The following is a 24,512-nucleotide window of genomic DNA, read 5'->3' as shown; positions in this document are numbered from 1 at the left end:
ATAGATATACGAAGATCAGTGACCAGAAGTGGATGATCGAAAGTTTATAAGAGAAAACAGGACGGTCAGCTGCTTTTGGAAGGAAATAATACATAAGACCTAAAACAGGTGTCGTCAGGATGAATGCTACGGCATTATGTCCGTACCACCATTGTACAATAGCATCTTTTACTCCGGCATACATAGAGTATGACTTCCATCCCGTGAATGATAATGGAACCTCCAGATTGTTAAAGATATGAAGCATGGCTACAGCAATCCAGGTACCGATATAGAACCATATGGCAACATAAAGGTGTCTTACCCTTCTTTTTGCAATGGTAAGGAACATGTTGATCCCGAAAATAATCCATGAGAATGCGATCAGGATATCAATCGGCCATTCATGTTCGGCATATTCTTTGGAAGTATTGATCCCCATCAGGAAGGTGATAACCACCGCTATGATCATGATCTGCCAGGTCCAGAAGTGGATCCAGGACAGCGTATCGCTGTACATCCTTGTCTTCAATAATCTTTGTAATGAGTAATAAACACCAGTATAAACAATATTACAGACAAATGCGAAAATTACCGTACTTGTGTGTAACATTCTGATTCTACCAAAACCAAATGCACCATGAGTATTTATTAAACCTTGAATATTGCCAGAAGCTAAACTTTTAATGGTTGTATCATCTGTCCCGAATAAAAATTCAGGTAATTCCGGATAGAAAAGCATTAATGCCGCTGTAAGCCCGAACAAGAACCCAATGACCCCAAAAACCACGGTCGCATACAGGAATGCCCGAACAATACTGTTGTCATAACTAAACTTTTGTGTTTCCATATCAACTATTCACTTTTTTCTTCAATTTTATTATTCTCTCCTTTCTCTTTCTCGTCTTCTTTGTTGCCGCTGTCTTCTTTTTCCTTGATTTCATCGGAGTCGAAGAGTATTCTGACAGCCGGAGATTCGTCATCCTCAAACTGCCCTTTTTTGGCATTGACTATAAATACGACCAAGAAAATTGCAGCTAAAGAAACACTGCATAGGATCATTAAATATAGAATATCCATTGGACAACAAAATTAACCTATTTTCGGGGTTCAAATTTAATGAAAAATAATGACATTCATCACGAAATGCCGATTTCACTTAATTTAAAATCAGTCTAAATAAGGGCTTTTAAGCCCCTTTTTTAAAATACTTTCTTCCAAGAATCCAGGTCGAAAGAGTAGTGAATGTAACCACCGTTATAGAGCTTATAGGCATAAGGATGGCAGCAAAAAGAGGATGCATATGTCCTGAAACAGCGTAGCTTAATCCTACGATGTTGTAAAGGAAGCTGATAATAAAGGTCATTTTTACAATGGTAATCGATCCCTTGCAAACGTTCAGATAACGATCAAGAGAAACCACCTTGTCCCCATTCATGATTACATCCGAGGAAGGGGTGAAAGTATTGGTGTCGTCAGCAATGGCAATTCCTACATTACTTTGTTTCAATGCTCCTGCATCATTCAGACCATCGCCAAGCATGGCCACCTTTAAGTTCTTGTCCTGGAGTTCTTTAATGTAATTCAGCTTGTCTTCGGGGCTTTGATTGAAAGCCATTCCCTGGCAATTAGGAATGAGGTCTTTTAGCTGGCTCTCTTCCGAGGCATTATCACCACTCAGGATGAAGACTTTATATCCTGTAAGCTTTGTAAATAAGCTTTTAAGATTTTGACGGTACTCATTTTTGAAAATGAACTTTCCTAAATATACGTCATTTTTACTGATATAGACGGCAGTTTCAAGGTTTTTGGATTCCTGGTTGTTATAGCGTGCAGAACCGATTTTATAGATATTTTCTCTCACACTCGCTTCATAGCCCTTTCCTGAGATCTCCGTGAAGTTTTCCACCGGAAAATAATCATCTTTGATATCCAGAAATTCATAAAGGGACTTGGAAAGAGGGTGGTTGGAATTTTTTAATAAAGTTTTTATGTTTGATAAGTCAAATTCTTGTATCTCAGCACCTTCATATTGAATATTGGCTTTTTTCCTGTGGGTGATTGTTCCTGTCTTGTCAAAAACCAGCGCATCCAGCCTGGCGATCTTCTCAATGGTCAGAGTATCTTTTACATAAAATTTATTCTGTCCTAAAATCCTCATGATGTGTCCGAAGGTAAATGGTGCCGAAAGGGCAAGCGCACAAGGGCATGCGATGATCAGAATGGCGGAAACTACCTGAAACATTTTTTCCAGATCGATAAACGACCAGTAAATTCCCGAGATCAGAGCAATACCTAAAATAATGAAAGTGAAATGTTTACTGATGTGGTTCGTAAGGGTGTCAAGTCCTGTTTCATGCTTTTTGAATGCTTCCTTGTTCCAAAGTTGGGTTAAATAGCTCTGGTCAACATTTTTGATGACCTCCAGTTCTAAAGAAGACCCGATCTGCTTTCCGCCGGCAAAAATCTTGTCGCCCGGCTTCTTGCTGATGCTTACGCTTTCTCCGGTAATGAAGCTGTTGTCAATATTTCCATCCCCGTTGATCAGGATAGCATCTACAGGAATGATTTCCTGATTCCTGACTAGTATCCTGTCCCCAACTTTAATGTCTGAAAGAAGAATGTTTTCCTGTTTGCCGTCGAAATCCACTTTGGTAACGGCGATGGGATAGAAAGACTTATAATCCCTGTCATAAGAAAGGGCACTATAGGTCCTTTTCTGGAATATCTTCCCCAGAAGCATAAAAAACAAAAGGCCGCACAGTGTATCGAAATATCCCGGGCCATAATCCGTCACTACTTCATAGATACTTCTTCCAAACAGAACAAAAATCCCTAAAACAATGGGTACATCAATATTTACGATCCTGTTTTTTAGACCGTACCAGGCAGATTTGTAGTAATCCGATGCCGAGTAAAATACCACCGGACACGCCAGTAAAAACATCAAAGTTCTGAAAAGCCCTTTGTAGTGATCCATCCAATAATCCTCTCCCCCTACATATTCAGGAAAAGCCAGGAACATTCCGTTCCCAAAGGCAAATCCGGCAATAGCAAACTTTACGAGCAGGGATTTATCCAGGTGATCAACGTTTTTATCTGCCGTTTCCAGGCTGATAACAGGCTTATAGCCCAGATTGGTCAGGAAATTAGCTAATTCACTTAATTTCAATTCATTATGACTGAAGGAGATTTGCAGGGTCTTCCTTGTAAAATTAACCTCGGAATACTTAATACTCTTGTTCAGAGTGTGGAGGCTCTCCAGTAGCCAGATACAGGAAGAACAGTGTATTACAGGAATTTTGAATGTGACCAGACTGGTATTCCCCTCCGAGAAGTCCGTAACCTTTTCGAAAATCTCAGGAGTGTCCAGATAATCAAACTGGGAGGAATTTTCATCACTGGGACGGATTCCTGCCCTTTTATTTAACTCGTAGAAATTGGTTAAATTATTGGTATTCAGAATTTCATAAACAGATTTGCAACCGTTGCAACAGAAAATCTTTTCATCAAAAAGAATCCTTTCCTTTTCTATACCTTGACCACAATGAAAACAGTTCTCGCTCACCTTCATAAAATATTGAGATACAAAATTATAACAATTTTTTTTGTTTATCGAGTTTAAATTTTCTATTTTTGTGATAAATGTCATATAAAATGCCGCAGGAACAACAGATAGCAATTGAAGAGAGGTTCGCCAGAGTTTTTAATGATAAATCATTTAAAGAAAGACTTTCTAGCGCAGATTTTGAAAAATATATTAACGCGAAGAAAAAACTGAGTTTCCACAAACATGATACTATTTTCGAGGACGGGGAAACTCCCAAGGGAGTGTATGTCTTGGAAAAAGGAGCTGCCAAACTATCAAAGTCAGGAGCTTTTGGGAAGGACCAGATCTTAAGATTTATCAAAGAAGGCGATATTATCGGTTACAGATCCTTGCTTTGCGGGGAGAATTTCCAGGCTAAAGCCGAAGCAATGACAGATATTGAATGCACCTTCCTTCCTTCCGAGGTTTTTATGCATCTTTTAGAAATAGATTCCCAGTTAGCATTTGTAATGCTTCAGAAAATTGCTTATGAGCTTGGAGAATCTTCCAATACTATTACTTTCCTTGCCCAAAAGACCGTAAGAGAAAGACTCGCCGAAATTTTGCTCCTCCTTGAGCAGAAATTAGGTGTTGATCCAGAAGGGTTTATCAAAATATCCTTAACAAGAGAAGAGATCGCAAATATCATTGGAACGGCTACCGAAAGCGCCATCCGCCTGATCTCGGAATTCAAACAGGATAATCTGATTGAAGTAGATGGAAGAAATATTAAGATTCTCAATCACGATAAACTCATGAAACTAGGTCACGTAGTTTTATAATTCCAAATAAATATTAAGTCGGCGAAAGCCGACTTTTAACTTTAAACATAGTACAATTATGTCTGTTCACTCTGAAATTAAAAAAGTTACAACCGAGACCTTACGGAAAATGAAATTCGATAAGGAAAAAATAACCATGCTTACGGCATATGATTATACTACCGCGAAGATGGTGGATGCAGGCGGGATCGATGCTGTCTTGATCGGAGATTCTGCAGCCAACGTAATGGCCGGATTTGAAACCACCCTGCCCATTACCCTCGACCAGATGATCTATCATGCGCAAAGCGTGGTACGCGGAGTAAACAGAGCCCTGGTTATAGCGGATCTTCCGTTCGGAACTTACCAGAGTAATCCGGAAAAAGCTTTGGAGTCAGCAGTGAGAATGATGAAAGAAGGCGGTGCCCATGCTGTGAAAATAGAAGGGGGTAAGGAAATTTCAAAATCCATAAAAAAAATCATTAATGCCGGGATTCCGGTAATGGGGCATTTGGGGCTCACTCCCCAATCCATATACAAATTCGGAACCTATAAGGTGAGGGCTAAAGAAGAGGCTGAAGCTGAAAAGCTGATCAGTGATGCCCAGCTTTTGGAAGAATTGGGATGCTTTTCTGTGGTTTTGGAAAAAATTCCTGCCGCTTTGGCTAAGAAAGTAACCGAAAGTATTTCTATCCCGACCATCGGAATCGGAGCCGGAGGCCATTGCGACGGGCAGGTGCTGGTATACCATGACATGGTAGGAATGAATAAAGATTTTACTCCAAAATTCCTGAGAAGATACCTTGATCTCTATGCGGAAATCACAGGAGCAGTGGCTCAATATGTAAAAGATGTAAAAAACCTTGATTTCCCGAACGAAAACGAAAGCTATTAGTTTTGGAGGATTACCGATCATGGAGGAACAGATTGTTTTTGAGGACAACCATCTGATAGTGATTAACAAAAAGGTTGGGCAGCTCGTGCAGGGTGATAAAACCGGAGACGAATCACTATTGGAATCAATTAAGAAATTTATAAAAACAAGGGATGCCAAACCCGGGAATGTTTTTCTCGGCCTGGTTCACCGTATAGACCGGCCTACTTCAGGTCTGGTTATTTATGCCAAAACATCCAAGGCGCTTTCCCGCCTTACCCAGATGGTAAAAAACCGGGAAATTAAAAAGACATATTGGGCAATAGTGGCTAAGGAGCTGATCCCTCAAAGCCAGCGCCTCGTACATTTTTTAAAGAAAAATGAGAAGAACAACAAGGCTGTTGTTTTCCCTAAAGCGACGGATGGAGCAAAAGAAGCCATGCTGACCTATAACATCATCAGGAATCTCGATCATTATATGCTTCTTGAGATAGATCTGGAGACCGGAAGACACCATCAGATCCGGGCACAGTTATCCAAAATCGGGGTTCCTATCAAAGGAGACCTGAAATATGGCTCGCCGCGCTCAAATCCGGATGGCGGAATTAATCTTCATGCGAGAAAGCTGGAATTTATTCATCCGGTTACCAAAGAAAAAATTGAAATCACGGCTCCCGTTCCTCAAAATGATGCGGTCTGGAGGGCCTGTGAAGATTCATAGACTTCTAAATGATTAAAATTGTATAATTAAGGCTTCTGTTTTAAGAAGCCTTAATTATTAACATTCCATTTTGTCTGTTCTAAAAAAATAATTAACTTCGTCCCATGCTTTAGGGGTGTCTGTAAAAACAGACTGAGATTTTACCCTTTGAACCTGATCTGGATCATACCAGCGTAGGGAAAAGTAGATGACTTTCTTGTGCATTCTATTGCATAATTACAGCCATTCCTAAAGTGTATTATGTTTAATTAAAGCTTAGGAATGGAACTCACAATCAATCACACCCGAAAAAACTTTGATGTACTTCCGGAAAATCTGGAGGTACTGATGGCTATTGAGGCACCGGGGAAAAAGAAAGGTGTAGCAGTGGCTCTTAATAACCGTATTATTCCGCAGCCTTTATGGGCGGAAACATTTCTTAAGGACAAAGATTCAATTTTAATCATTACAGCCACCCAGGGTGGTTAAAACTCACAAATACCTATACTTATGGCTCATTCAATCACACGCTCACCATTTCCGAACTCCAAGAAAGTCTACATCGAAGGAGAAATACATCCTATCCATGTAGCCATGCGTGAAATACAGCTAAGCCCCACCAGGCTCAGCAACGGAGGCCTTGAACATAATCCTCCCGTAACCGTTTATGATACATCAGGGCCTTATACTGATGAAAATGCAGAAATTGATATTCTGAAAGGGCTTCCGAGAATCAGGGAACAATGGATACTGGACAGGAATGATGTAGAAGTTTTGGATACGGTAACTTCAGAGTACGGAAGGGCCCGTCTTGCAGACCCTTCCCTTGACGAATTGCGTTTTTCCTATAACCATAAACCCAAAGTAGCCAAAACGGGAAAAGAAATTACCCAGCTGTATTATGCCAGGCAGGGAATTATCACTCCGGAGATGGAATATGTGGCCATAAGAGAAAACCAACGTATAGAACAACTGCATTCTGTTTCCGAAGAAATGGCTTTCCAGCATCCCGGAAACAGCTTTGGAGCCAGAACACAGAAAAATAGAATTACCCCCGAATTTGTAAGAGATGAGATTGCGGCCGGCCGGGCGATTATCCCGAATAATATCAACCACCCTGAAAGTGAACCGATGATTATAGGCAGGAACTTCTTAGTTAAGATCAATGCCAATATCGGGAACAGTGCCGTAACCTCAAGTATTGAAGAAGAGGTGGAAAAAACTGTCTGGGCTTGCAGATGGGGAGCGGATACTATTATGGATCTTTCCACGGGAAAAAATATTCATGAGACCAGAGAATGGATCATCAGGAACAGCCCGGTTCCTATAGGGACAGTGCCTATTTACCAGGCTCTGGAAAAGGTGAAGGGTGTACCTGAAAATCTTACCTGGGAAATTTTTAAAGATACTCTGATAGAACAGGCGGAGCAGGGTGTTTCCTATTTCACGATCCATGCAGGGGTTCTGTTGAGATATATTCACCTTACTGCCAGCCGGGTAACGGGAATTGTTTCCCGGGGCGGCTCCATTATGGCTAAATGGTGCCTGTATCATCATAAAGAAAACTTTTTATATACCCATTTTGAAGAAATATGCGAGATCATGAAGAAATATGATGTAGCCTTTTCTTTAGGGGATGGTCTCCGCCCGGGTTCAATTGCCGATGCCAACGATGCGGCCCAGTTTGCCGAACTGGAAACATTGGGGGAGCTGACAAAGATCGCATGGAAGCATAACGTTCAGGTCATGATAGAAGGTCCCGGCCATGTTCCGATGCACATGATCAAAGAGAATATGGATAAGCAGCTGAAGGAATGCCATGAAGCGCCGTTTTATACCTTAGGCCCGCTCACAACCGATATCGCTCCCGGCTATGACCATATTACCTCAGGAATTGGAGCTGCCATGATCGGCTGGTTTGGCTGTGCAATGCTTTGCTATGTAACTCCTAAAGAACACCTGGGGCTCCCCAATAAAAAAGATGTAAAAGACGGAGTAATCACTTATAAGCTAGCCGCCCATGCCGCAGACCTGGCTAAAGGACATCCGGGAGCCCAGTACAGGGACAATGCCTTGAGCAAGGCCAGATTCGAGTTCAGATGGGAAGACCAGTTCAACCTTTCGCTGGATCCGGATACGGCGAGGGCTTACCATGATGAGACACTTCCGGCAGAAGGTGCAAAAATAGCCCATTTCTGCTCAATGTGCGGTCCGAAATTCTGTTCCATGAAGATCACACAGGAAATCCGTGAATCAGCGGAAAAAGGGATGCAGGATAAATCAATGGAATTTATTGAGAATGGCAAGGAGATTTATTTATGATCATTGCCATTACCCCTGAAGAAATGATCACAGGTGAAACTGAAACTATCAATCAAATGTTTCAGGAAGGGCTTGATTTGCTTCATATCAGAAAGCCGTTGATTAGCAAAAACGGATTGGAAAAGTTTATCAGCGGAATAAATGCCTCTTTCCATTCCAGGTTGGTTTTGCATAGCCACTATGATGTAGGAAGTAATTTCAATATTTCCCGGATCCATTTCAGGGAGGCTGACCGGCAGAGCGGGTTGTTCAGAAAATATGCTGATAATATGATTATATCTACATCGGTACATAGCATAAGTACCTATAATGCCTTAGGCAGTGAATGGGAATATTCACTGATAAGTCCCGTTTTTCCAAGCATTTCTAAAAAAGGATATGGGAAGGGCACAAGGATACTGGAAGATATACGGCACCGGGGCCACCCGGATGTCGGGTTAATCGCTCTGGGAGGGATTAATGAGAATAACATTCATACCGCATTGGACGCCGGAGCGGATGGCGTCGCCCTTTTAGGGGCAATATGGGAAAGTGACCAACCTATAAATGTTTTCAAAAAATGCAGAATGAACGCCCTTTTGTAATGACGGTCGCCGGCTATGACCCTAGCGGGGGAGCGGGCTTATTGGCTGATATCAAAACCATGGAGCAGCTGGAGGTTATGGGGCTGGGAGTCTGTACGGCAATGACCTTGCAGACAGAATCAAGGTTCCTGAACCTGGAGTGGCGGCCTCTGGACGAAATATTGAGAACCATAGAGGTACTGATGGAAAGTTATCCTGTAAAGGCCGTGAAGATCGGGATCGTGAAAGATGCATCAATGTTGGCCGGAATCCTGAATACAATCCGTTCATGCGATCCCTTGGTAAAAGTTGTTTGGGATCCGGTGCTTAAAAGTACTTCGGACTTTGTTTTTTTTGATATGGAAACGCTTCCTTTTTTAAGAGAGCTCCTAAAAAAGATCGATTTAATAACGCCGAATTATCCCGAATACAAAATTCTTAAAGAAAACGGACTTTTTCCGGAGCAGGAAGATCTGGCCCCGGTGCTGGTAAAAGGGGGGCACAGGGAAGACCGACCGGGAACCGATATTTTAATGGAGAAAGGAAACACAGTATCCCTGGAAATAAGAGAAGATTTTGTGTATTATTCCAAGCACGGTTCAGGCTGTGTGCTTTCTTCGGCAATTGCGGGCTGGCTGTCAAAAGGGAATACCCTGGAAGAAGCCTGTAGAAATGGGAAATTATATATAGAAAAATTTTTAAAAAGCAACCCTTCATTATTAGGGTTTCATTCAAATCAATAATGGAAAGATTACAATACATATCACAGGGAAGTACGATCCGGGAACAGGAAGCTAATATTCGGAAAGCTTTGGACAATGGGATAAAATGGGTACAGGTAAGGTGGAAAAATGCTTCTCAAAATGAGCTTATCCGGCTGTGTGAAACCTCAAGATCACTTTGCTTGGAATACGGAGCCCTTTGTATTATCAATGACCATCTTCGGCTTGCAGCCCGGATTAATGCGGACGGCGTACATTTGGGGCTTACTGATGCCCCTGTAGAAGAAGCAAGACAGGTCCTGGGAGAAAATAAAATTATTGGCGGAACGGCCAATACATTCTCAGATGTCTGGCAGAGGATCAATGAAGGCTGTGATTATATCGGTCTGGGCCCGTTAAGGTTCACTGCCACAAAAGAAAAGCTTAGTCCTGTTTTAGGCTTTGAGGGATACCGGAAAATCATCGGGGAACTATCGGAAAAATCGCTGGACATTCCCAAAATTTTCGCTATCGGCGGAGTTACCTTGAATGACGCGGAAACATTACGGGAAGCCGGAATATATGGAGTGGCCGTTTCAGGACAGATCACCGGCAGGCCCTCTATCATACATGAATTTAAAACGATATTAAAATGAATAATAAAAAAGACTTAACAATAGCAGGCAGGAGCTTCAGTTCAAGGTTGTTCCTGGGAACCGGGAAATTCGGCAGCCTTCAGGAAATGACGGATTCTATCATCGCTTCCGGAACCAATATGGTGACCATGGCATTGAAACGCATTGACGCCCGGTCCCCGGAAGAAGGCCTGCTCCACGCCTTAAAGCCTACGGCAGCACACCTTTTACCTAACACTTCGGGAGCCAGAACGGCAAAAGAAGCCGTTCTGGCAGCTCAGCTGGCGAGGGAAGCCCTGGAAACGAACTGGGTAAAGCTGGAAATACATCCGGATCCCAAATATTTATTACCGGACCCTGTTGAGACTCTGTATGCTACGGAAGAGCTTGCCAAGCTTGGCTTTGTGGTGATGCCTTATATCCATGCTGATCCCGTTTTATGCAAGCGTCTTGAGGACGCCGGTACTGCAGTGGTAATGCCTCTCGGAGCTCCGATAGGGACCAATAAAGGATTACGGACACTTGATTTTTTAGAGATCATCATCAGCCAGAGTAAAGTTCCGGTTGTTGTTGATGCTGGGATCGGGGCACCTTCGGATGCTGCAAAAGCTATGGAAATGGGAGCAGATGCAGTTCTGGTCAATACAGCGATCGCGGTGGCCAGAAATCCGGTAGCTATGGCCGTGGCATTTAAGGAAGGCGTTATTGCCGGAAGAAGGGCCTTTGAATCCGGGCTTGGATCAATTAAGGACCATGCAGAAGCTTCCAGCCCGTTAACCTCTTTTTTATTTGAGTGATATGAGCAGCTTTAAAAACCTTTTTGAACGTTATCACTGGGATGAAGTAAAGCGGAAGCTTGAAGAAGTGACCCCGGCCGATGTGGAATACAGCCTGCAAAAGAGGAATAAAACCGTAGAAGATTTCTTAAACCTGATTTCCCCGGTTGCTGCCCAAAAGCTGGAGCAGATGACCCGAATATCCCAGTCTGTTACCCGGAAAAGGTTCGGAAAGACAATACAGCTGTATGCTCCTTTGTATCTCAGTAATGAATGTCAGAATATATGTACTTACTGCGGTTTCAGTCTGGATAATAAAATCAGGAGAAAGACGCTTTCCGACACAGAACTGATGATAGAGGCAGCAGCGTTGAAGTCGATGGGAGTCAATCATGTATTACTGGTAAGCGGAGAAGCCAATGCTACGGTAGGGATGTCTTATTTTCTGAACGCAGTTCATGTATTAAAGCCTCATTTTGCCAATATTTCCATTGAGGTACAGCCACTATCTGAAGAGGAATATCTCAGGCTGCATCAGGCAGGAGTGCATTCTGTCTTGGTATATCAGGAAACTTATCATCAGGAAGTTTATAAGCAATATCATCCGAAAGGTAAAAAGTCGAATTTTCATTTCCGTCTCGAAACTCCCGACAGAATCGGAAGAGCAGGGATCCATAAGATAGGTTTGGGGGTGTTATTAGGATTGGAAGACTGGAGGATAGATAGCTTTTTCAACGCCTTACATATAGACTATTTACAGAAACAGTACTGGAAAAGCAGGTTCTCAGTTTCCTTTCCGAGATTGAGACCGGCGGAAGGAATTATAGAGCCTAATTTTGTCATGGAGGACAAAGACCTTTTGCAGCTCATCTGTGCATACAGGATCTGGAATGAAGATCTTGAAATTTCGATATCCACCAGGGAAAATGAGAAATTCAGGGATAATGTCATTCCTTTGGGAGCTACCACCATGAGTGCCGCATCCAAAACCAATCCGGGCGGGTACGCTGTAGATAAAGGATCTTTGGAACAGTTTGAAACCAGTGATGAAAGAAGTATGGAAGAAATAAAGAATATGATCCTAAAAGCAGGGTATGACCCTGTAATGAAGGACTGGGATCCCGTTTACAGTGGATCAATCTGAAACCGCTTATGAAAAACGACATATTTAACCGCTACAGCCGGCAGATTTTTATTGAAGAGATTGGTCTGGATGGCCAGAGGAAAATAATGGATTCCAGAGTGCTTGTGATCGGCGCAGGAGGGTTGGGAAGCCCCGTTATTCAATATCTCACGGCTGCAGGGATAGGAACTTTGGGGGTGGCAGACTTCGATCGTGTTGAGCTGCACAATTTAAACCGGCAGGTCATTCACAGTGAGGAAAGCATAGGTGTCCTGAAAGTAAAAAGCGCGGAGCATTTTGTTAAAAAGCTTAACCATCAGGTGGAATTCATGGGATTTGAAGATAAAATTGACGATTCCAATGCCGGGGAAATCCTTTCCCGTTTTGATATAGTCATTGACGGGTCAGATAACTTCAAAAGCAGGTATCTGATCAATGATACTTGTGTGAAATTACGAAAACCATTGGTGTATGGAAGCATACTCGGCTTCACGGGTCAGGTGGCTGTTTTTAATCATAACGGTAGCAAAAACTTAAGAGATATATTCCCTGAGCCGCCTTTCAATGAGGATATTCCGGATTGTGACAGCCAGGGTGTGCTGGGTGCCCTGCCGGGTATGATAGGCAGTATGATGGCCAATCAGGCATTGAAGATTATAACGGGCCTATCTGTAAATGTAAATCAGATAACCCTTGTCGATACATTAAACTGGAGATTCCAATCCATTGATTTTTAAGAGGAGTAAATAACCTTACTCCTCTTTACATTTATTACTGGCCGGGTTGCTGCATAATCCCTCCGTTGTCATCTTTTTTGGTGCTGTTCAGGATATTCGGATCCTCTTTCGCAAGCTTGTTTTTTGTCGGGATCTTATAATTGATAGACAATCCGAAATTTCTGCTATCATATTTATTTCTCAGATATACAGATTCTCCGGATGGCGGGTTGGATCGTACCTGCATTACCTGTCCGTTGAAAATATCATTGGCAAAAACAGAAACCGTTAAGCGGTTATCAAGAAATTTCTTGGTCAAGGTAAGATCAAAGGAATTATTGAACGGCTTTTCTGCCGTAAAGTAGAAATATCCTGCTTTTGGGGTAAGATAGCTGTAATTGGCGGTCAGTTTGATATCTTTAGGTAGAATGAGCTGGGTCATAACGTTGAAAATCCAAAACCCTTTATTATTAAGATTGTCAATATCATGCTTCTGGTATCCTGCATACAGGTACATAAAATTGATTTTATCCGGGTTGAAATTGAACTTCATGATTTCGCTTATCGGTTTGCTGAAGATCATGAATGGTACAGGAAGACCAATATTGAAGTTGTGGATTTTCATATCCGAAATATTGATCTGCTCATTATAAAGATTTTTTCCGTCCTTTCTGATGATTTGCGCTACCTGGTTTTTAGCCGAGCTTACACTGTATCCGATAAAGGCATAATCAAAAGCGGAAACCTTCAATTCATAATTATCAAAGATGGTTGGCTGGAGATTTGGATTACCGGTGATCTGCGTATTAGGTCCCTGGAAGGTTGTATTATTGGGGTTGAGGGCGGAGATGCTTGGTAAACTGATCTTCTTGTTATAGTTCGCTGCTACGTACACCTGGTTCATCAGATTGTACTGAATGCTCGCGTTCGGGAATAGTTTGAACTTATTGAACGGGATAAGGTCTTTTTGTACTACTGATCCCGTGCTGTCAATGACCCTTGTTACTCCAGAAATATCATAATTCTCGGCACGGCTTCCTAAAATAAAATCAAATTTTTTCAATTTGGCCTGAAACTCCAGATACATCGAAGCTGTCTGCCTTTGATATTCCAGATTGGTGAAACCTTTACTTTCCGTATCAAAATCCTGCCTTTCATATAAGCCTCCGGTGCTTACTTTTCCGCCATCAAGGATTTTAAGAGGCTGGGCATAATCTACCTTGAAGTTGGCAATTCTCATTGTAGACTTATTATTCAGAACATCCTGGGTGCCCGGATTAAAGAAATGTTCATTGAGATCCGTATAAGTGCCCTGCTGGAAGAAATTATCCTGGGAAAATTTGTTATCCGACCTTGTATACCCGAACTGGAAATCAAGTTTTTGGGATTTGTCGTCAAACCGTTTCTGATAAGTAACCACAGCTTCCTGTCTCACATTGTTGGTATGGGCGGCATCTGAAGCATCAAATCTGGCTTCCCTGAACGTATTATTTTTCTTGTCCGGAACATCGGCAAGTCCGTTACTTAGGGTGGAGTTATCATTATTATTATGATAAATATCGTAGTTCAATAGCAATCTGTCCTGCCCCAGATCAAAGGTCAACCCTGATTTTGCAAAATATCCTCGTCCTGTCCTGCTTGTATTGCTTAGCAAAAGATTATCCTGATCTGTGTTCAGCATGCTTTCACGATAGTTTTGTCCCACATTCAGCTGCCATCCGAATAATTTATTTCTGGCATTCAGGTTCAGGGAGTGGCTGGTTCTGCTCCTGTACTTATCATAATCAGTGAAAGAATAATTTCCTGAGTACGTTGCTGTTAAATATTTATTGGCATTCTTATTTGTAATAATATTCATAATGGCACCGCCTGAAGTAGCAGGAAATTCAGCTCCGGGCTGGGTAATCACTTCAATTCTGTCCACTGAATTGGCAGGCATACCTTCCAGAAAAGAATTCAGTTCGTTAGAGGTGATATTCAGAGGTCTGCCGTTGAGGTAAACATCCAGTATTTTACCCTGATACATCATTCCTGCAATATCCGTGGAAACAAGACCCGGAAGCTTTTTGATTCCCTCCAGTACATTTCCGTTGTTAAGCTGAGGTTGCTCGGAAAAATCAAAAATGGTACGGTCGGCTTTTTGTTCAACAGCCTTTTTTGTTTTGGTAATGGTAACTCCCTCTATTTCTTTTTCTTTGACCTTGTTGCCGGGTTTCTCTTGTGCATGAATAATTACAGAGCCTAAAAGAGATAAAGCAAAAATTGTTTTTCTCATAATATTTGTATTATCCAGTTAGACGCCGGAAAATAATTTTTGTTACAAACTATCGTTTATTTAAGGATGTAAAATAAAAAAGCGGCCTCAATTGAAGCCGCTTTTTTTATGATTAATCAATCTAACAATTAATTTTGTTTTTCCTGTTGTTTGATTAAGTTTAGTGCAGAACCTGCCTTAAACCAGTCAATTTGCTGATCATTATAAGTATGATTGGCTATGATGATATCTTTAGTGCCGTCAGCATGAACAAATTCCAGGGTAAGCTGTTTTCCCGGAGCAAATTGGTCCAGATCTAAGAAGTTTACGGTATCGTCTTCCTGGATCTTGTCATAATCAGCTTCATTGGCAAAAGTTAGTGCCAGCATTCCCTGCTTTTTAAGGTTGGTTTCGTGGATCCTTGCAAATGACTTCACTAGTACAGCTTTCACACCAAGGTGTCTTGGTTCCATGGCCGCATGCTCTCTTGAAGATCCTTCACCATAATTTTGGTCTCCAACGACGATTGACGGGATACCGGCAGCTTTGTAAGCTCTTTGTACAGCCGGAACCTCACCGTATTCACCGGTTAGCTGATTCTTAACTTTATTGGTTTCCATGTTGTAAGCATTTACAGCTCCGATCAACATGTTGTTAGAAATATTATCAAGGTGACCTCTGTATTTCAGCCATGGTCCTGCCATAGAAATGTGGTCTGTGGTACATTTTCCGAAAGCCTTGATCAAAACCTTAGCTCCTTCAATGTTTTTTCTGTCCCAGGCCGGGAATTCTTCTAATAGCTGAAGTCTGTCTGAAGTAGGGCTTACATTGACAACCACTTTCGAGCCGTCCTCAGATGGTGCCTGGTAGCCATTGTCTTCCACGGCAAATCCTCTTGTTGGTAATTCAGAGCCTTTTGGCTCATCCAGTTTTACCTGCTCACCGGCTTCATTGGTCAATGTATCAGTGATAGGGTTGAAGTCCAGTCTTCCTGAGATGGCTACTGCAGCCACCATTTCAGGAGATGCTACGAATGCATGCGTATTAGGGTTACCGTCAGCTCTTTTCGCAAAGTTTCTGTTGAAAGAGTGGATAATGGAGTTTTTCTCTCCTTTTTCTGCTCCTTCTCTGTCCCACTGCCCGATACAAGGGCCACAGGCGTTGGTAAAGATTCTTGCATTCTCAAATTTTCTGAAAGAGTTCAGGAATCCGTCTCTTTCTGCAGTATATTTTACCTGCTCAGATCCCGGATTGACACCTAAAATAGCTTTAGGCTTCACTCCTTTTGCCACCGCATCTTCTACGATGGAAGCAGCTCTTGACAGGTCTTCATAAGAAGAGTTGGTACAGGAGCCGATAAGAGCCCATTCAACCTCTAATGGCCATCCGTTGGCTTCAGCCTTAGCCCTGAATTCAGAAACCGGAGTAGCCAGATCCGGAGTAAAAGGACCATTTAAATGTGGGGTAAGCTCAGAAAGGTTGATCTCGATTACCTGATCAAAATATTGCTCAGGGTTGGCATACACTTCAGGATCTCCCGTTAAGTGCTCTGCAATTTTATCTGCTGCATCTACCACATCCTGTCTTCCCGTAGCAGATAAATATCTTCTCATGGAATCATCATATCCGAAGGTTGAAGTAGTAGCACCTACTTCCGCTCCCATATTACAGATAGTACCTTTACCGGTAGCAGAAAGAGATTGTGCTCCCTCTCCGAAATATTCTATGATGCATCCTGTTCCTCCTTTTACAGTAAGGATACCTGCTACTTTTAAGATAACGTCTTTTGCAGCAGTCCATCCGTTCATTTTACCGGTTAATTTTACACCGATAAGTTTAGGCATTTTAAGTTCCCAAGCCATTCCGGCCATTACGTCCACAGCATCAGCCCCTCCTACACCAATAGCCACCATACCAAGACCTCCGGCATTTACGGTATGGGAGTCAGTACCAATCATCATACCGCCAGGGAAAGCATAATTTTCCAATACTACCTGGTGGATGATCCCTGCTCCCGGTTTCCAGAAGCCGATTCCGTATTTATCACAAACAGAACTTAAGAAATTAAAAACCTCAGAGTTTTTATTGATACCTTCTTGTAAATCTTTATCAGCACCTACCTTTGCCTGGATCAGGTGATCAGCATGAGCTGTTGAAGGAACGGCAACCTTAGCTTTTCCGGCCTGCATAAACTGCAAAAGAGCCATCTGTGCTGTAGCATCCTGCATGGCTACTCTGTCCGGAGCAAAGTCCACATAAGAATTTCCCCTCTCATAAGCCTGCGTAGCATTCCCTTCCCAAAGGTGAGCGTATAATATTTTTTCTGATAATGTAAGAGGTTTTCCCACTACTTGTCTTGCGGCAGCAATCCTTTCCGGGTAACGCTCGTACACTTTTTTGATCATATCAATATCAAATGTCATATCTCAAAAACGTTTTAAAATTATCAAACAATTAAAAATGTCCTCAAAATTACGAATTTTTAATATTTTATCAGAATGAAATTATTTAGATTGTTTATAAATATGAATTTTATAATTTCTATTTTTGGTCGTATTTTTGCAGGCAAATGGTGAGTATGGAAAAAGTGATCAGTTTTTTATGCATAATGATTTCGGTAGCGTTCTTTTCGCAGACAAAATCTGTGAAAAAAGTACCCGTTAAAAATATTTCAAAAAATACGGTTAAACGCACATCTCCAAAATCTCAGGCTAAACTTGATCTGCCCCTGATCAATAAAGACCTCCCGCTCCTGATCCCAAAGAAAAAAGACGGGAAGTTCGGATACGTCAATCAAAACGGAAAATTTGTTATTCAGCCGGAATATCATATCGCTGTTTTCTTTTATGAAGATTGCAATCTTCTGAATTCACCCAATGAAAAGGTAAGGAAATTTGGAACGAAAGACTATGCCACGGTAGAAAAGGATATGATTTCCTATAGGATAAACCAGGCAGGAAAAAGAGTTTATAAATTCAATGAGGCAGACTTTGGGAAATGTAAACCCTCGGAATATACGCAGCAGCTGTATCAGGCATATATTTTAAATGGCTTCTACGGGATCATTGAGAAGAAAAGGTTTGTAAACGCAGCCGACTACAGAGACTATCAGATTTACCCGCAGTATCAGTACCTGTTTATCCTGGAGGGAGATGATGTGGCCAATCCGATGATTGTTGCCTCCTATAATGATAAGTTCGGGGTCATTGATGTACACAACAAGGTGATCATCCCTTTTGAATATGATGACATCAAACGTAATTTCAGTTGGAAACTGGGTAAAATGTTTGAAGTTTCCAAAGACGGAAAAAACTATTACTACGTAGATTCAAACAATAAGGCCTATTAAGACCCGGATTAAATAATTGCTCATGGCGATCTTAAAAATGTGGTAAAACAATAATATTTTTCATTAATTAAAGACTTTTCATAAATTTTTGTAATTTTGCGCCTGAAATAAAGGGGTGCTGTAACAGGCTGAGATTATACCCAATGAACCTAGAACAGGTAATGCTGTTTAGGGATGGTTGTACCATATTGTATATCTTATCGATCCCCTTTTATTCATTAAATTTTAAAAATTTATAGAATGAAAGGTTTATTTTTTTTAGGGCTTGCCGCAAGCTCTATGGGTTTGGCGCAAACCCGTAATACAGATTCTTTAAAAACAAAGGATATTGAGGCAGTCAACTTCACAAGAAGATTGCCGGTAGCCAAAGAAGTTATCAATGTCCAGAGGGACCTGGACAGTAAAAATCTCGGCCAGGACCTTCCTATTCTTTTGAAAAACCAGACCTCTTTAATCTCTACCTCGGATGCAGGAAACGGAATAGGATACACCGGTTTCAGGATCCGGGGCGTTGCCGGGAACAGCATCAACGTTATGATGAATGGTGTTCCGTACAATGATGCTGAAAGCCAGGGTACTTTTTTTGTTGATGTGCCGGATCTTACCAGTTCGGCTTCCCAGATTGTCATCCAGAGAGGGGTAGGGACTTCCAGTAACGGGGTGTCGGCTTTCGGGGCAAGTATCAATGTGATCTCCAGAGATCCGGAAGAAAAATTTTATCTTAAAACGGATGACAGCTATGGCTCATTCAATACGTACAAATATTCGGCGGAGATAGGCTCTGGAAAATTCTGGAAGAATCGTCTCTCTGTGATGGGAAGATATACCCATATCCATTCCGATGGCTATATTGACAGGGCTTTTTCCAACCTGGATTCCTATAATTTTGCGGCTCTGTTTGAAGAAGGAAAAACCAAGTTGCGACTGCTCGCATTTGGAGGAAAGGAAAAGACTTATCAGGCCTGGAACGGGATCGACAGAAAAACCTGGGAAACGGATCCTAAATTCAATTATTCAGGAGCTATTTATGATGCCAATTGGGAAAATATCGTAAGCTTTTATGATAATGAAACGGACAATTACAGGCAAAATCATTATCAATTGCTCTGGAACCAGGGATTTAACGATAACTGGAGCCTGGAAACTACCTTACACTACACCAAGGGAAAAGGATATTATGAGAATTATAAGCAGGGAGATCCTTTTTCAAGATATAACCTGCCGGATATTGAAGAGAACGGGCAGGTGATAGATTATTCGGATTTTATCAGGAAAAAGTGGCTGGATAATGATTTTTACGGGATCGTTTCAACACTTTACGGGAAGCTTGAGAACCTGGATCTTAATTTTGGGGTTGTAGCCAATCAGTATTACGGAAGACATTATGGAAATGTCACCGGGGTTTTCTATCCTCAGATCGATGAACATGAATATTACAGAGGGCGTTCTGTAAAAAGTGAAGTATCTGGATATGCGAAAGCCTTGCTGAAAGTAAATGACTTTGAGTTTTTTGGGGATTTGCAGTTAAGAAATATAGACTACGATACCAGGATCCTGTTAGCGGGCGACGATGAAGGGGCTAACCTTGATAAGAGCTGGTTGTTCTTTAATCCCAAAGCAGGGGTTAACTATAGAATAGAGGGGGGCAAAATATTTATTTCCTATGCTCATGCCCATAGGGAGCCAAACAGAGATGATCTTATCGCCAATAATGATGTGAAGCCGGAAAAGCTTCACGACTTCGAAGCCGGATTGGAAAAACAATTCGGGGTTCTTTCCCTGACGGCTAACCTATATTACATGTACTATGTCAATCAGTTGGTCTTAAATGGTGAGCTTAATAATGTAGGAGCCTTCATCAGAACAAATTCAGGGAAAAGCTACAGAAGAGGAATTGAAATTGGTGCCCTGGCAAAAATTTCAAGACAATGGGAGGTTTCCGGTAATCTGAGCTTGAGCCAGAACAGAAATCTGGATTTTAAAATAGAGAATGATACAGAAATAAAAGACCTGGGAAACACACAGATCTCATTTTCACCCAACGTTATTGCCAATCTTGGGTTGAAATTCAGCCCTTCCAAAAGTTTCCGGTTTGCCTTGATGAATCAATATGTGGGTAAACAATATCTGGATAATTCAGAAGATCAGAATCTGCAATTAAAAGACTATATGCTTACCGATTTTAATGCCCAATATGAATTCAGTATCGGCAGTAATGATATTGCGTTGAAGCTGTTGGTTAATAATATATTCAACAAAAAATATGTGAATAACGGGGCTGTTTATGACGAGGCACCCTATTATTTTTCGCAGGCAGGTACGAATTTTATGTTTGGGATAAGCTGGAAGATTCAATAATGATAATTCAAAAATAATCAGTAATTATTTTCAAAAATGCAGTAAACAGGATCAAACGGTTATATAATATTGCAAAGGCTGTCCCGGCAGCCTTTTTTCATGTCAACAAATCTCCTAAAAAGTCATGAAAAAGTTATAAATTTGCCAGCAAATGAATATTTCGGCTTACATTTTAGAATACCTGAAACAATTTGGTTCTGTTACAGTTCCTGGCTTTGGAGTGTTTTCTTTAGAAAATTCCAAGGCTATCATCAATTCTGAAAACGGAAGCATTCTTCCCCCTGCAGGCCAGATTGCATTTGCCCCGGATTATGAAGTGCAGTCTGATGAGCTGACTGCCTTTATCAGCAGTCACAAACAGATCACCCTGGAAGCTTCCGGAAGCGATCTGAAAATTCAAACGGATTTCTGGAAGAAAAAGCTGCAGGCAGATCAGAGCCTCGAGATCCAGAATCTTGGAACCCTCTTTATTGAAGACGGAGAAATTCGTTTTAAAGGTAAAAGGCTGGAATCTGATCATCCTGACTATTATGGTCTGGAAGAGATCAGGATTTCGGATATTCATAGCGGAGAAACTAAGACAAAACCGGAAAATGCGGATAAAGATTATAAATTCAACAGGTCTGTCCTGTGGATATTTTTGCTTATCCTTCCCGTTTTAGGGTTGCTTTTCCTGGCATACACCCAAAGGGAGCTTCTTTTCGGGAAAAAGTCTTTCGGTAATGTCTCTGTCCAGACCAAAACACATAGGATTGAAAAAGATACAGTAAAGCTACAGGTACATACCCCGGTAATTCCCGATAGTCTGAAAAAAGACTCATTGCTGGAGCCTGTTCAAAAAGACGTCAAAATTAAGACTACTTCAAAACAACATTAAAACTGCATGGCAAAAGTAAAAAAAGCGTCAGAGTCTCTGACTATTATGACCAATATTGTTCTTCCTAATGAAACCAACTCTTTAAGAAATCTTTTTGGTGGTGAACTTTTAGCAAAAATGGACCGTTGTGCATCCATCTCTGCTGCACGGCATTGTGAAAGAAGAGTGGTTACTGCGTCCGTGAATCATGTGTCTTTCAACCATCCGATTCCTGAAGGAGGAGTAGTTGTTTTGGAATCTAAAGTTTCCAGGGCCTTTTCCACTTCCATGGAAGTTTACGTAGATGTTTGGCTGGATGACCCGATTAATCAGAAAAAAATACATACCAATGAAGGGATTTATACTTTTGTGGCTGTAGATGAATTTAACCGGCCGATCCCGATCCCCGAGATGGTTCCGGAAACCGAAGTGGAAAAACAAAGGTATGCGGCTGCTTTCCGAAGAAAGGAACTTTCACTGATTCTTTCCGGCAGAATGAAGCCCCTGGAGTCGGTGGAATTAAAAAAGCTCTTCCAGGAACCGCAAGGTTCGGATGAAGATAAAAAATAAAGGAACCAGCGATTTATAAGCTTAAGAATCTTTTAAAAGCCTGTATTGGCCCATCTGTATGAAAATCCTGCTTTTAGATAAAAACCACCCTCTCATCACAGAACAGCTTTCAGCGCATCACTTTATCCTGGAGGAAGATTTTTCATCTTCCTATGAGGAGGTCTGTCATAAAATTAAACATTATGACGGGATTATTATAAGGAGCAGGATCCCGATAGATCAAAATCTTCTTGCAAAGGCAAAGAATTTGAAATTTATTGCAAGAGTAGGAGCCGGAATGGAAAATATTGATGTTGAGGCTGCTGAAAAATTAGGAATCCGGCTGATCAATTCCCCTGAAGGTAACAGAGACTCTGTGGCAGAGCACGTGGTAGGCATGCTATTGGTTTTAATGAACCGGCTTTTTATTGCTTCTCAGGAGGTAAAGAACGGAATATGGAAGCGGGAAGAGAACAGGGGGGATGAGCTGCTTGGGAAAACAGTCGGACTGATAGGGTATGGAAATATGGGAAAAGCAACGGCCAGGAGACTTTCCGGCTTCGGATGTAAGGTGATCTTCCACGACATCCTTCCCGGGCTCTCTGATGAATTTGCCACCCAGGTTTCCCTGGAAGAGCTGAAGGCCTCGGCAGATATTCTGAGCCTGCATATTCCATTAACTGAAATTACCTATTATCTGATAGACGGGAAATTCATCTCGGATATGAAAAAGGATTTTTACTTTGTCAATACGGCAAGAGGTAAGAATATTGAAACAAAGAGCCTGGTTGAGGCGTTAAAGTCCGGAAAGGTGAAAGGGGCATGTCTTGATGTTTTGGAATATGAAAAATCATCTTTTGAAAATCTGGAACAAGAAAATGAGGATCTGAAGTATCTTCTGGAATCCGAGAAGGTGATCGTTACTCCTCATATTGCCGGCTGGACCCATCAAAGTAAGGAAAAACTTGCCCAGGTGATCGTAGATAAGATCGTAGCCTCTTTTTGCTGATCAGTGATGATCTTCTGAATTTTTGTCTTTCCCGTTCAATATGAGTGTTAAATAATTCATAATTTAAGCCTGGGATTTAGTATTTATTTTGAGTTTTATTAAATTGCCGCTCATTTTTAAATCATGGGGGTACGTAATTTTATATTTGCTTTAACAGCTTTTTTATTTCTTTTTTCATGTAAAAATAAATCTGAATCCAAAGAACCTTTAACGCAAAATACTACCAGTCTTCCTAATTTTGGAAATGTTGATTTAAACAAGATCTTTACAAAAGCTGATGACGAGCTGGCCAATAAGCCTTCTGTGATCCGTTATATAGATCAGTATTATCAAAAAGTTTGGGAGGGAAGCGATTTGAGTGGTGGCATTTTGGTGGCCAAAGGAGACGATATTCTGTATGAAAAATACAGGGGATACGGAAGAGAAGGAAATCAGATGCCCATAGACAAGAATACGGCTCTGCACGTTGCCTCCGTTTCCAAAACTCTTACGGCAATGGCTATGATGAAGCTTGTAGAAGCAGGTGAAATAAAGCTGTCGGATCATTTGACGCAATACTTTACAGGTTTCCCTTACCCTGACGTTACCGTTCAGAATCTGCTTACCCAAAGAAGCGGTTTGCCAAAATATGAATATTTTATTACGAAAATCCAACCTGCCCCGGAAGAGCTTTCCAAAGCGTTTATCACGAATCAGGATATTCTGAACATGCTTGTAAAATACAAGCCCGACCTGGTGAAAGAGCCCGGCACAGGTTTTATGTATTGCAATACCAATTTTGCCTTACTGGCCCTGCTGATTGAGAAAATCACCAAAACTCCTTTTCCGCAGGCTATGAAAGAGATTGTTTTCACCCCGCTGAAAATGAATAATACCTATATTTTTCAGGAGAAAGATATCCCGACTGCAGCCCAGTCTTTTTACTATGGCGGGAACAGGCTGTATCCTTTGGACAGGCTGGACCTTATTTATGGCGATAAAAATGTGTATACCACACCAAGGGATTTGCTTAATTTCTCAAAAGCCATGTATTCCAAGGATTTTCTGAAACCTGAACTGATGGATATGGTATTCAGGCCTTACAGTAATGAAAAGGCAGGAATGAACAATTACGGGTTAGGCTTTAGAATGAAAATTTTTGACAACGGTGAAAAGCTTACCTACCACAATGGCTGGTGGCATGGTACCAACTCAGTATTTGCCCATCTGTTGAAATCAAAAGTTACCATTGTGGCGATCGGGAATAAATATTCCAACAGGGTGTATACTGCGCTTGCGTTATCAGGCTTGTTTGAAGACTTCCCCGTACAAAAAGACAAGCTGCACAGTGTGATGAACGATAATAAAGATTCTTTAAGCAGCCATAATGAAGTTTTTGGAGAATAATGTTTACTTTTG

The 24,512-nt window shown here is 41.4% G+C and carries 22 protein-coding genes and 1 riboswitch; of the genes, 17 read left to right on the top strand and 5 right to left on the bottom strand.

Annotated elements, in window-relative coordinates; translation table 11 throughout:
• From ABMQ40_RS13020 to ABMQ40_RS13010, 3 genes are all read right to left on the bottom strand, one after another.
• Positions 1-829 (bottom strand): cbb3-type cytochrome c oxidase subunit I (locus ABMQ40_RS13020; protein WP_370900284.1); only part of this gene is annotated, 829 nt, incomplete at its 3' end.
• A gap of 5 nt (positions 830-834) precedes the next feature.
• Positions 835-1,059, bottom strand: coding sequence for a cbb3-type cytochrome oxidase assembly protein CcoS (ccoS, locus tag ABMQ40_RS13015; RefSeq protein ID WP_370900282.1), 225 nt, complete (start codon positions 1,057-1,059; stop codon positions 835-837).
• A gap of 109 nt (positions 1,060-1,168) precedes the next feature.
• A complete protein-coding gene (locus ABMQ40_RS13010; protein WP_370900280.1) occupies positions 1,169-3,547 on the bottom strand; it encodes a heavy metal translocating P-type ATPase in 2,379 nt (792 codons plus the stop codon).
• 89 nt (positions 3,548-3,636) lie between these two features.
• On the opposite strand from ABMQ40_RS13010, the gene ABMQ40_RS13005 reads away from it, so the two are divergent.
• The 11 genes from ABMQ40_RS13005 to ABMQ40_RS12955 all read left to right on the top strand — a co-directional run bounded on the left by ABMQ40_RS13005 (position 3,637) and on the right by ABMQ40_RS12955 (position 12,760).
• Positions 3,637-4,350, top strand: a complete 714-nt coding sequence (locus ABMQ40_RS13005; protein WP_370900278.1) for a Crp/Fnr family transcriptional regulator — start codon at positions 3,637-3,639, stop codon at positions 4,348-4,350.
• Positions 4,351-4,408: 58 nt separating this feature from the next.
• Positions 4,409-5,224, top strand: coding sequence for a 3-methyl-2-oxobutanoate hydroxymethyltransferase (gene panB, locus ABMQ40_RS13000; protein WP_370900276.1), 816 nt, complete (start codon positions 4,409-4,411; stop codon positions 5,222-5,224).
• A gap of 16 nt (positions 5,225-5,240) precedes the next feature.
• Complete coding sequence (locus ABMQ40_RS12995) at positions 5,241-5,924, top strand: RluA family pseudouridine synthase (protein ID WP_370900286.1); 684 nt, start codon at positions 5,241-5,243, stop codon at positions 5,922-5,924.
• A 101-nt stretch (positions 5,925-6,025) separates the two neighbouring features.
• Positions 6,026-6,121, top strand: a riboswitch (TPP riboswitch).
• A gap of 64 nt (positions 6,122-6,185) precedes the next feature.
• Positions 6,186-6,392 (top strand): sulfur carrier protein ThiS, encoded by a 207-nt coding sequence (gene thiS / locus ABMQ40_RS12990; protein WP_370900274.1) that lies wholly within the window; start codon positions 6,186-6,188, stop codon positions 6,390-6,392.
• 21 nt (positions 6,393-6,413) lie between these two features.
• Positions 6,414-8,225, top strand: a complete 1,812-nt coding sequence (thiC, locus tag ABMQ40_RS12985) for a phosphomethylpyrimidine synthase ThiC (RefSeq protein WP_370900272.1) — start codon at positions 6,414-6,416, stop codon at positions 8,223-8,225.
• Positions 8,222-8,809 carry a thiamine phosphate synthase gene (locus ABMQ40_RS12980; protein WP_370900270.1) on the top strand — a complete coding sequence of 196 codons (588 nt, stop codon included), beginning with the start codon at positions 8,222-8,224 and terminating at the stop codon, positions 8,807-8,809. The genes thiC and ABMQ40_RS12980 overlap by 4 nt, the downstream gene beginning before the upstream one ends.
• Complete coding sequence (locus tag ABMQ40_RS12975; protein ID WP_370900268.1) at positions 8,785-9,531, top strand: hydroxymethylpyrimidine/phosphomethylpyrimidine kinase; 747 nt, start codon at positions 8,785-8,787, stop codon at positions 9,529-9,531. The genes ABMQ40_RS12980 and ABMQ40_RS12975 overlap by 25 nt, the downstream gene beginning before the upstream one ends.
• Entirely contained in the window at positions 9,531-10,145 is a 615-nt protein-coding gene (locus ABMQ40_RS12970; RefSeq protein WP_370900266.1) for a thiamine phosphate synthase, read from the top strand. The genes ABMQ40_RS12975 and ABMQ40_RS12970 overlap by 1 nt, the downstream gene beginning before the upstream one ends.
• On the top strand, positions 10,142-10,921 hold the full coding sequence (locus ABMQ40_RS12965) for a thiazole synthase (RefSeq protein WP_370900264.1): 780 nt from the start codon (positions 10,142-10,144) through the stop codon (positions 10,919-10,921). Before ABMQ40_RS12970 ends, ABMQ40_RS12965 begins: the two co-directional genes overlap by 4 nt.
• 1 nt (position 10,922) lies before the next feature.
• Positions 10,923-12,044, top strand: coding sequence for a 2-iminoacetate synthase ThiH (gene thiH, locus ABMQ40_RS12960; protein WP_370900262.1), 1,122 nt, complete (start codon positions 10,923-10,925; stop codon positions 12,042-12,044).
• 8 nt (positions 12,045-12,052) lie between these two features.
• Positions 12,053-12,760 carry a HesA/MoeB/ThiF family protein gene (locus ABMQ40_RS12955; protein WP_370900260.1) on the top strand — a complete coding sequence of 236 codons (708 nt, stop codon included), beginning with the start codon at positions 12,053-12,055 and terminating at the stop codon, positions 12,758-12,760.
• Positions 12,761-12,794: 34 nt separating this feature from the next.
• Here the strand turns inward: ABMQ40_RS12955 and ABMQ40_RS12950 are convergent, their stop codons facing one another.
• Complete coding sequence (locus tag ABMQ40_RS12950; RefSeq protein ID WP_370900258.1) at positions 12,795-15,014, bottom strand: outer membrane beta-barrel protein; 2,220 nt, start codon at positions 15,012-15,014, stop codon at positions 12,795-12,797.
• Between the two features lie 128 nt (positions 15,015-15,142).
• Positions 15,143-17,416, bottom strand: coding sequence for an aconitate hydratase (locus ABMQ40_RS12945; protein WP_370900256.1), 2,274 nt, complete (start codon positions 17,414-17,416; stop codon positions 15,143-15,145).
• A 221-nt stretch (positions 17,417-17,637) separates the two neighbouring features.
• Here ABMQ40_RS12945 and ABMQ40_RS12940 point away from each other — a divergent pair, with 221 nt between their 5' ends.
• The 6 genes from ABMQ40_RS12940 (at position 17,638) to ABMQ40_RS12915 (ending at position 24,500) form a co-directional block, all read left to right on the top strand.
• Positions 17,638-18,342 carry a WG repeat-containing protein gene (locus ABMQ40_RS12940; protein WP_370900254.1) on the top strand — a complete coding sequence of 235 codons (705 nt, stop codon included), beginning with the start codon at positions 17,638-17,640 and terminating at the stop codon, positions 18,340-18,342.
• Between the two features lie 240 nt (positions 18,343-18,582).
• Positions 18,583-20,700: a TonB-dependent receptor gene (locus ABMQ40_RS12935; RefSeq protein ID WP_370900252.1), complete on the top strand. Its 2,118-nt coding sequence runs from the start codon at positions 18,583-18,585 to the stop codon at positions 20,698-20,700.
• A gap of 151 nt (positions 20,701-20,851) precedes the next feature.
• Positions 20,852-21,577, top strand: coding sequence for an HU domain-containing protein (locus ABMQ40_RS12930; protein ID WP_370900250.1), 726 nt, complete (start codon positions 20,852-20,854; stop codon positions 21,575-21,577).
• 6 nt (positions 21,578-21,583) lie between these two features.
• Entirely contained in the window at positions 21,584-22,126 is a 543-nt protein-coding gene (locus tag ABMQ40_RS12925; protein ID WP_370900248.1) for an acyl-CoA thioesterase, read from the top strand.
• A 58-nt stretch (positions 22,127-22,184) separates the two neighbouring features.
• The gene (locus tag ABMQ40_RS12920) at positions 22,185-23,114 is read left to right on the top strand and encodes a 2-hydroxyacid dehydrogenase (RefSeq protein WP_370900246.1); all 930 of its coding nucleotides are present in this window, start codon (positions 22,185-22,187) and stop codon (positions 23,112-23,114) included.
• Positions 23,115-23,237: 123 nt separating this feature from the next.
• Complete coding sequence (locus ABMQ40_RS12915; RefSeq protein WP_370900245.1) at positions 23,238-24,500, top strand: serine hydrolase domain-containing protein; 1,263 nt, start codon at positions 23,238-23,240, stop codon at positions 24,498-24,500.
• Positions 24,501-24,512: the final 12 nt, after the last annotated feature.

Origin of the sequence: Chryseobacterium gossypii (genome assembly GCF_041361455.1) — a bacterium.
In the GTDB taxonomy this organism is placed as follows: Bacteria; Bacteroidota; Bacteroidia; order Flavobacteriales; family Weeksellaceae; genus Chryseobacterium; species Chryseobacterium gossypii.
Note: the sequence above shows the minus strand (reverse complement) of the source record. Positions and strands in the feature narration are given on the sequence as shown.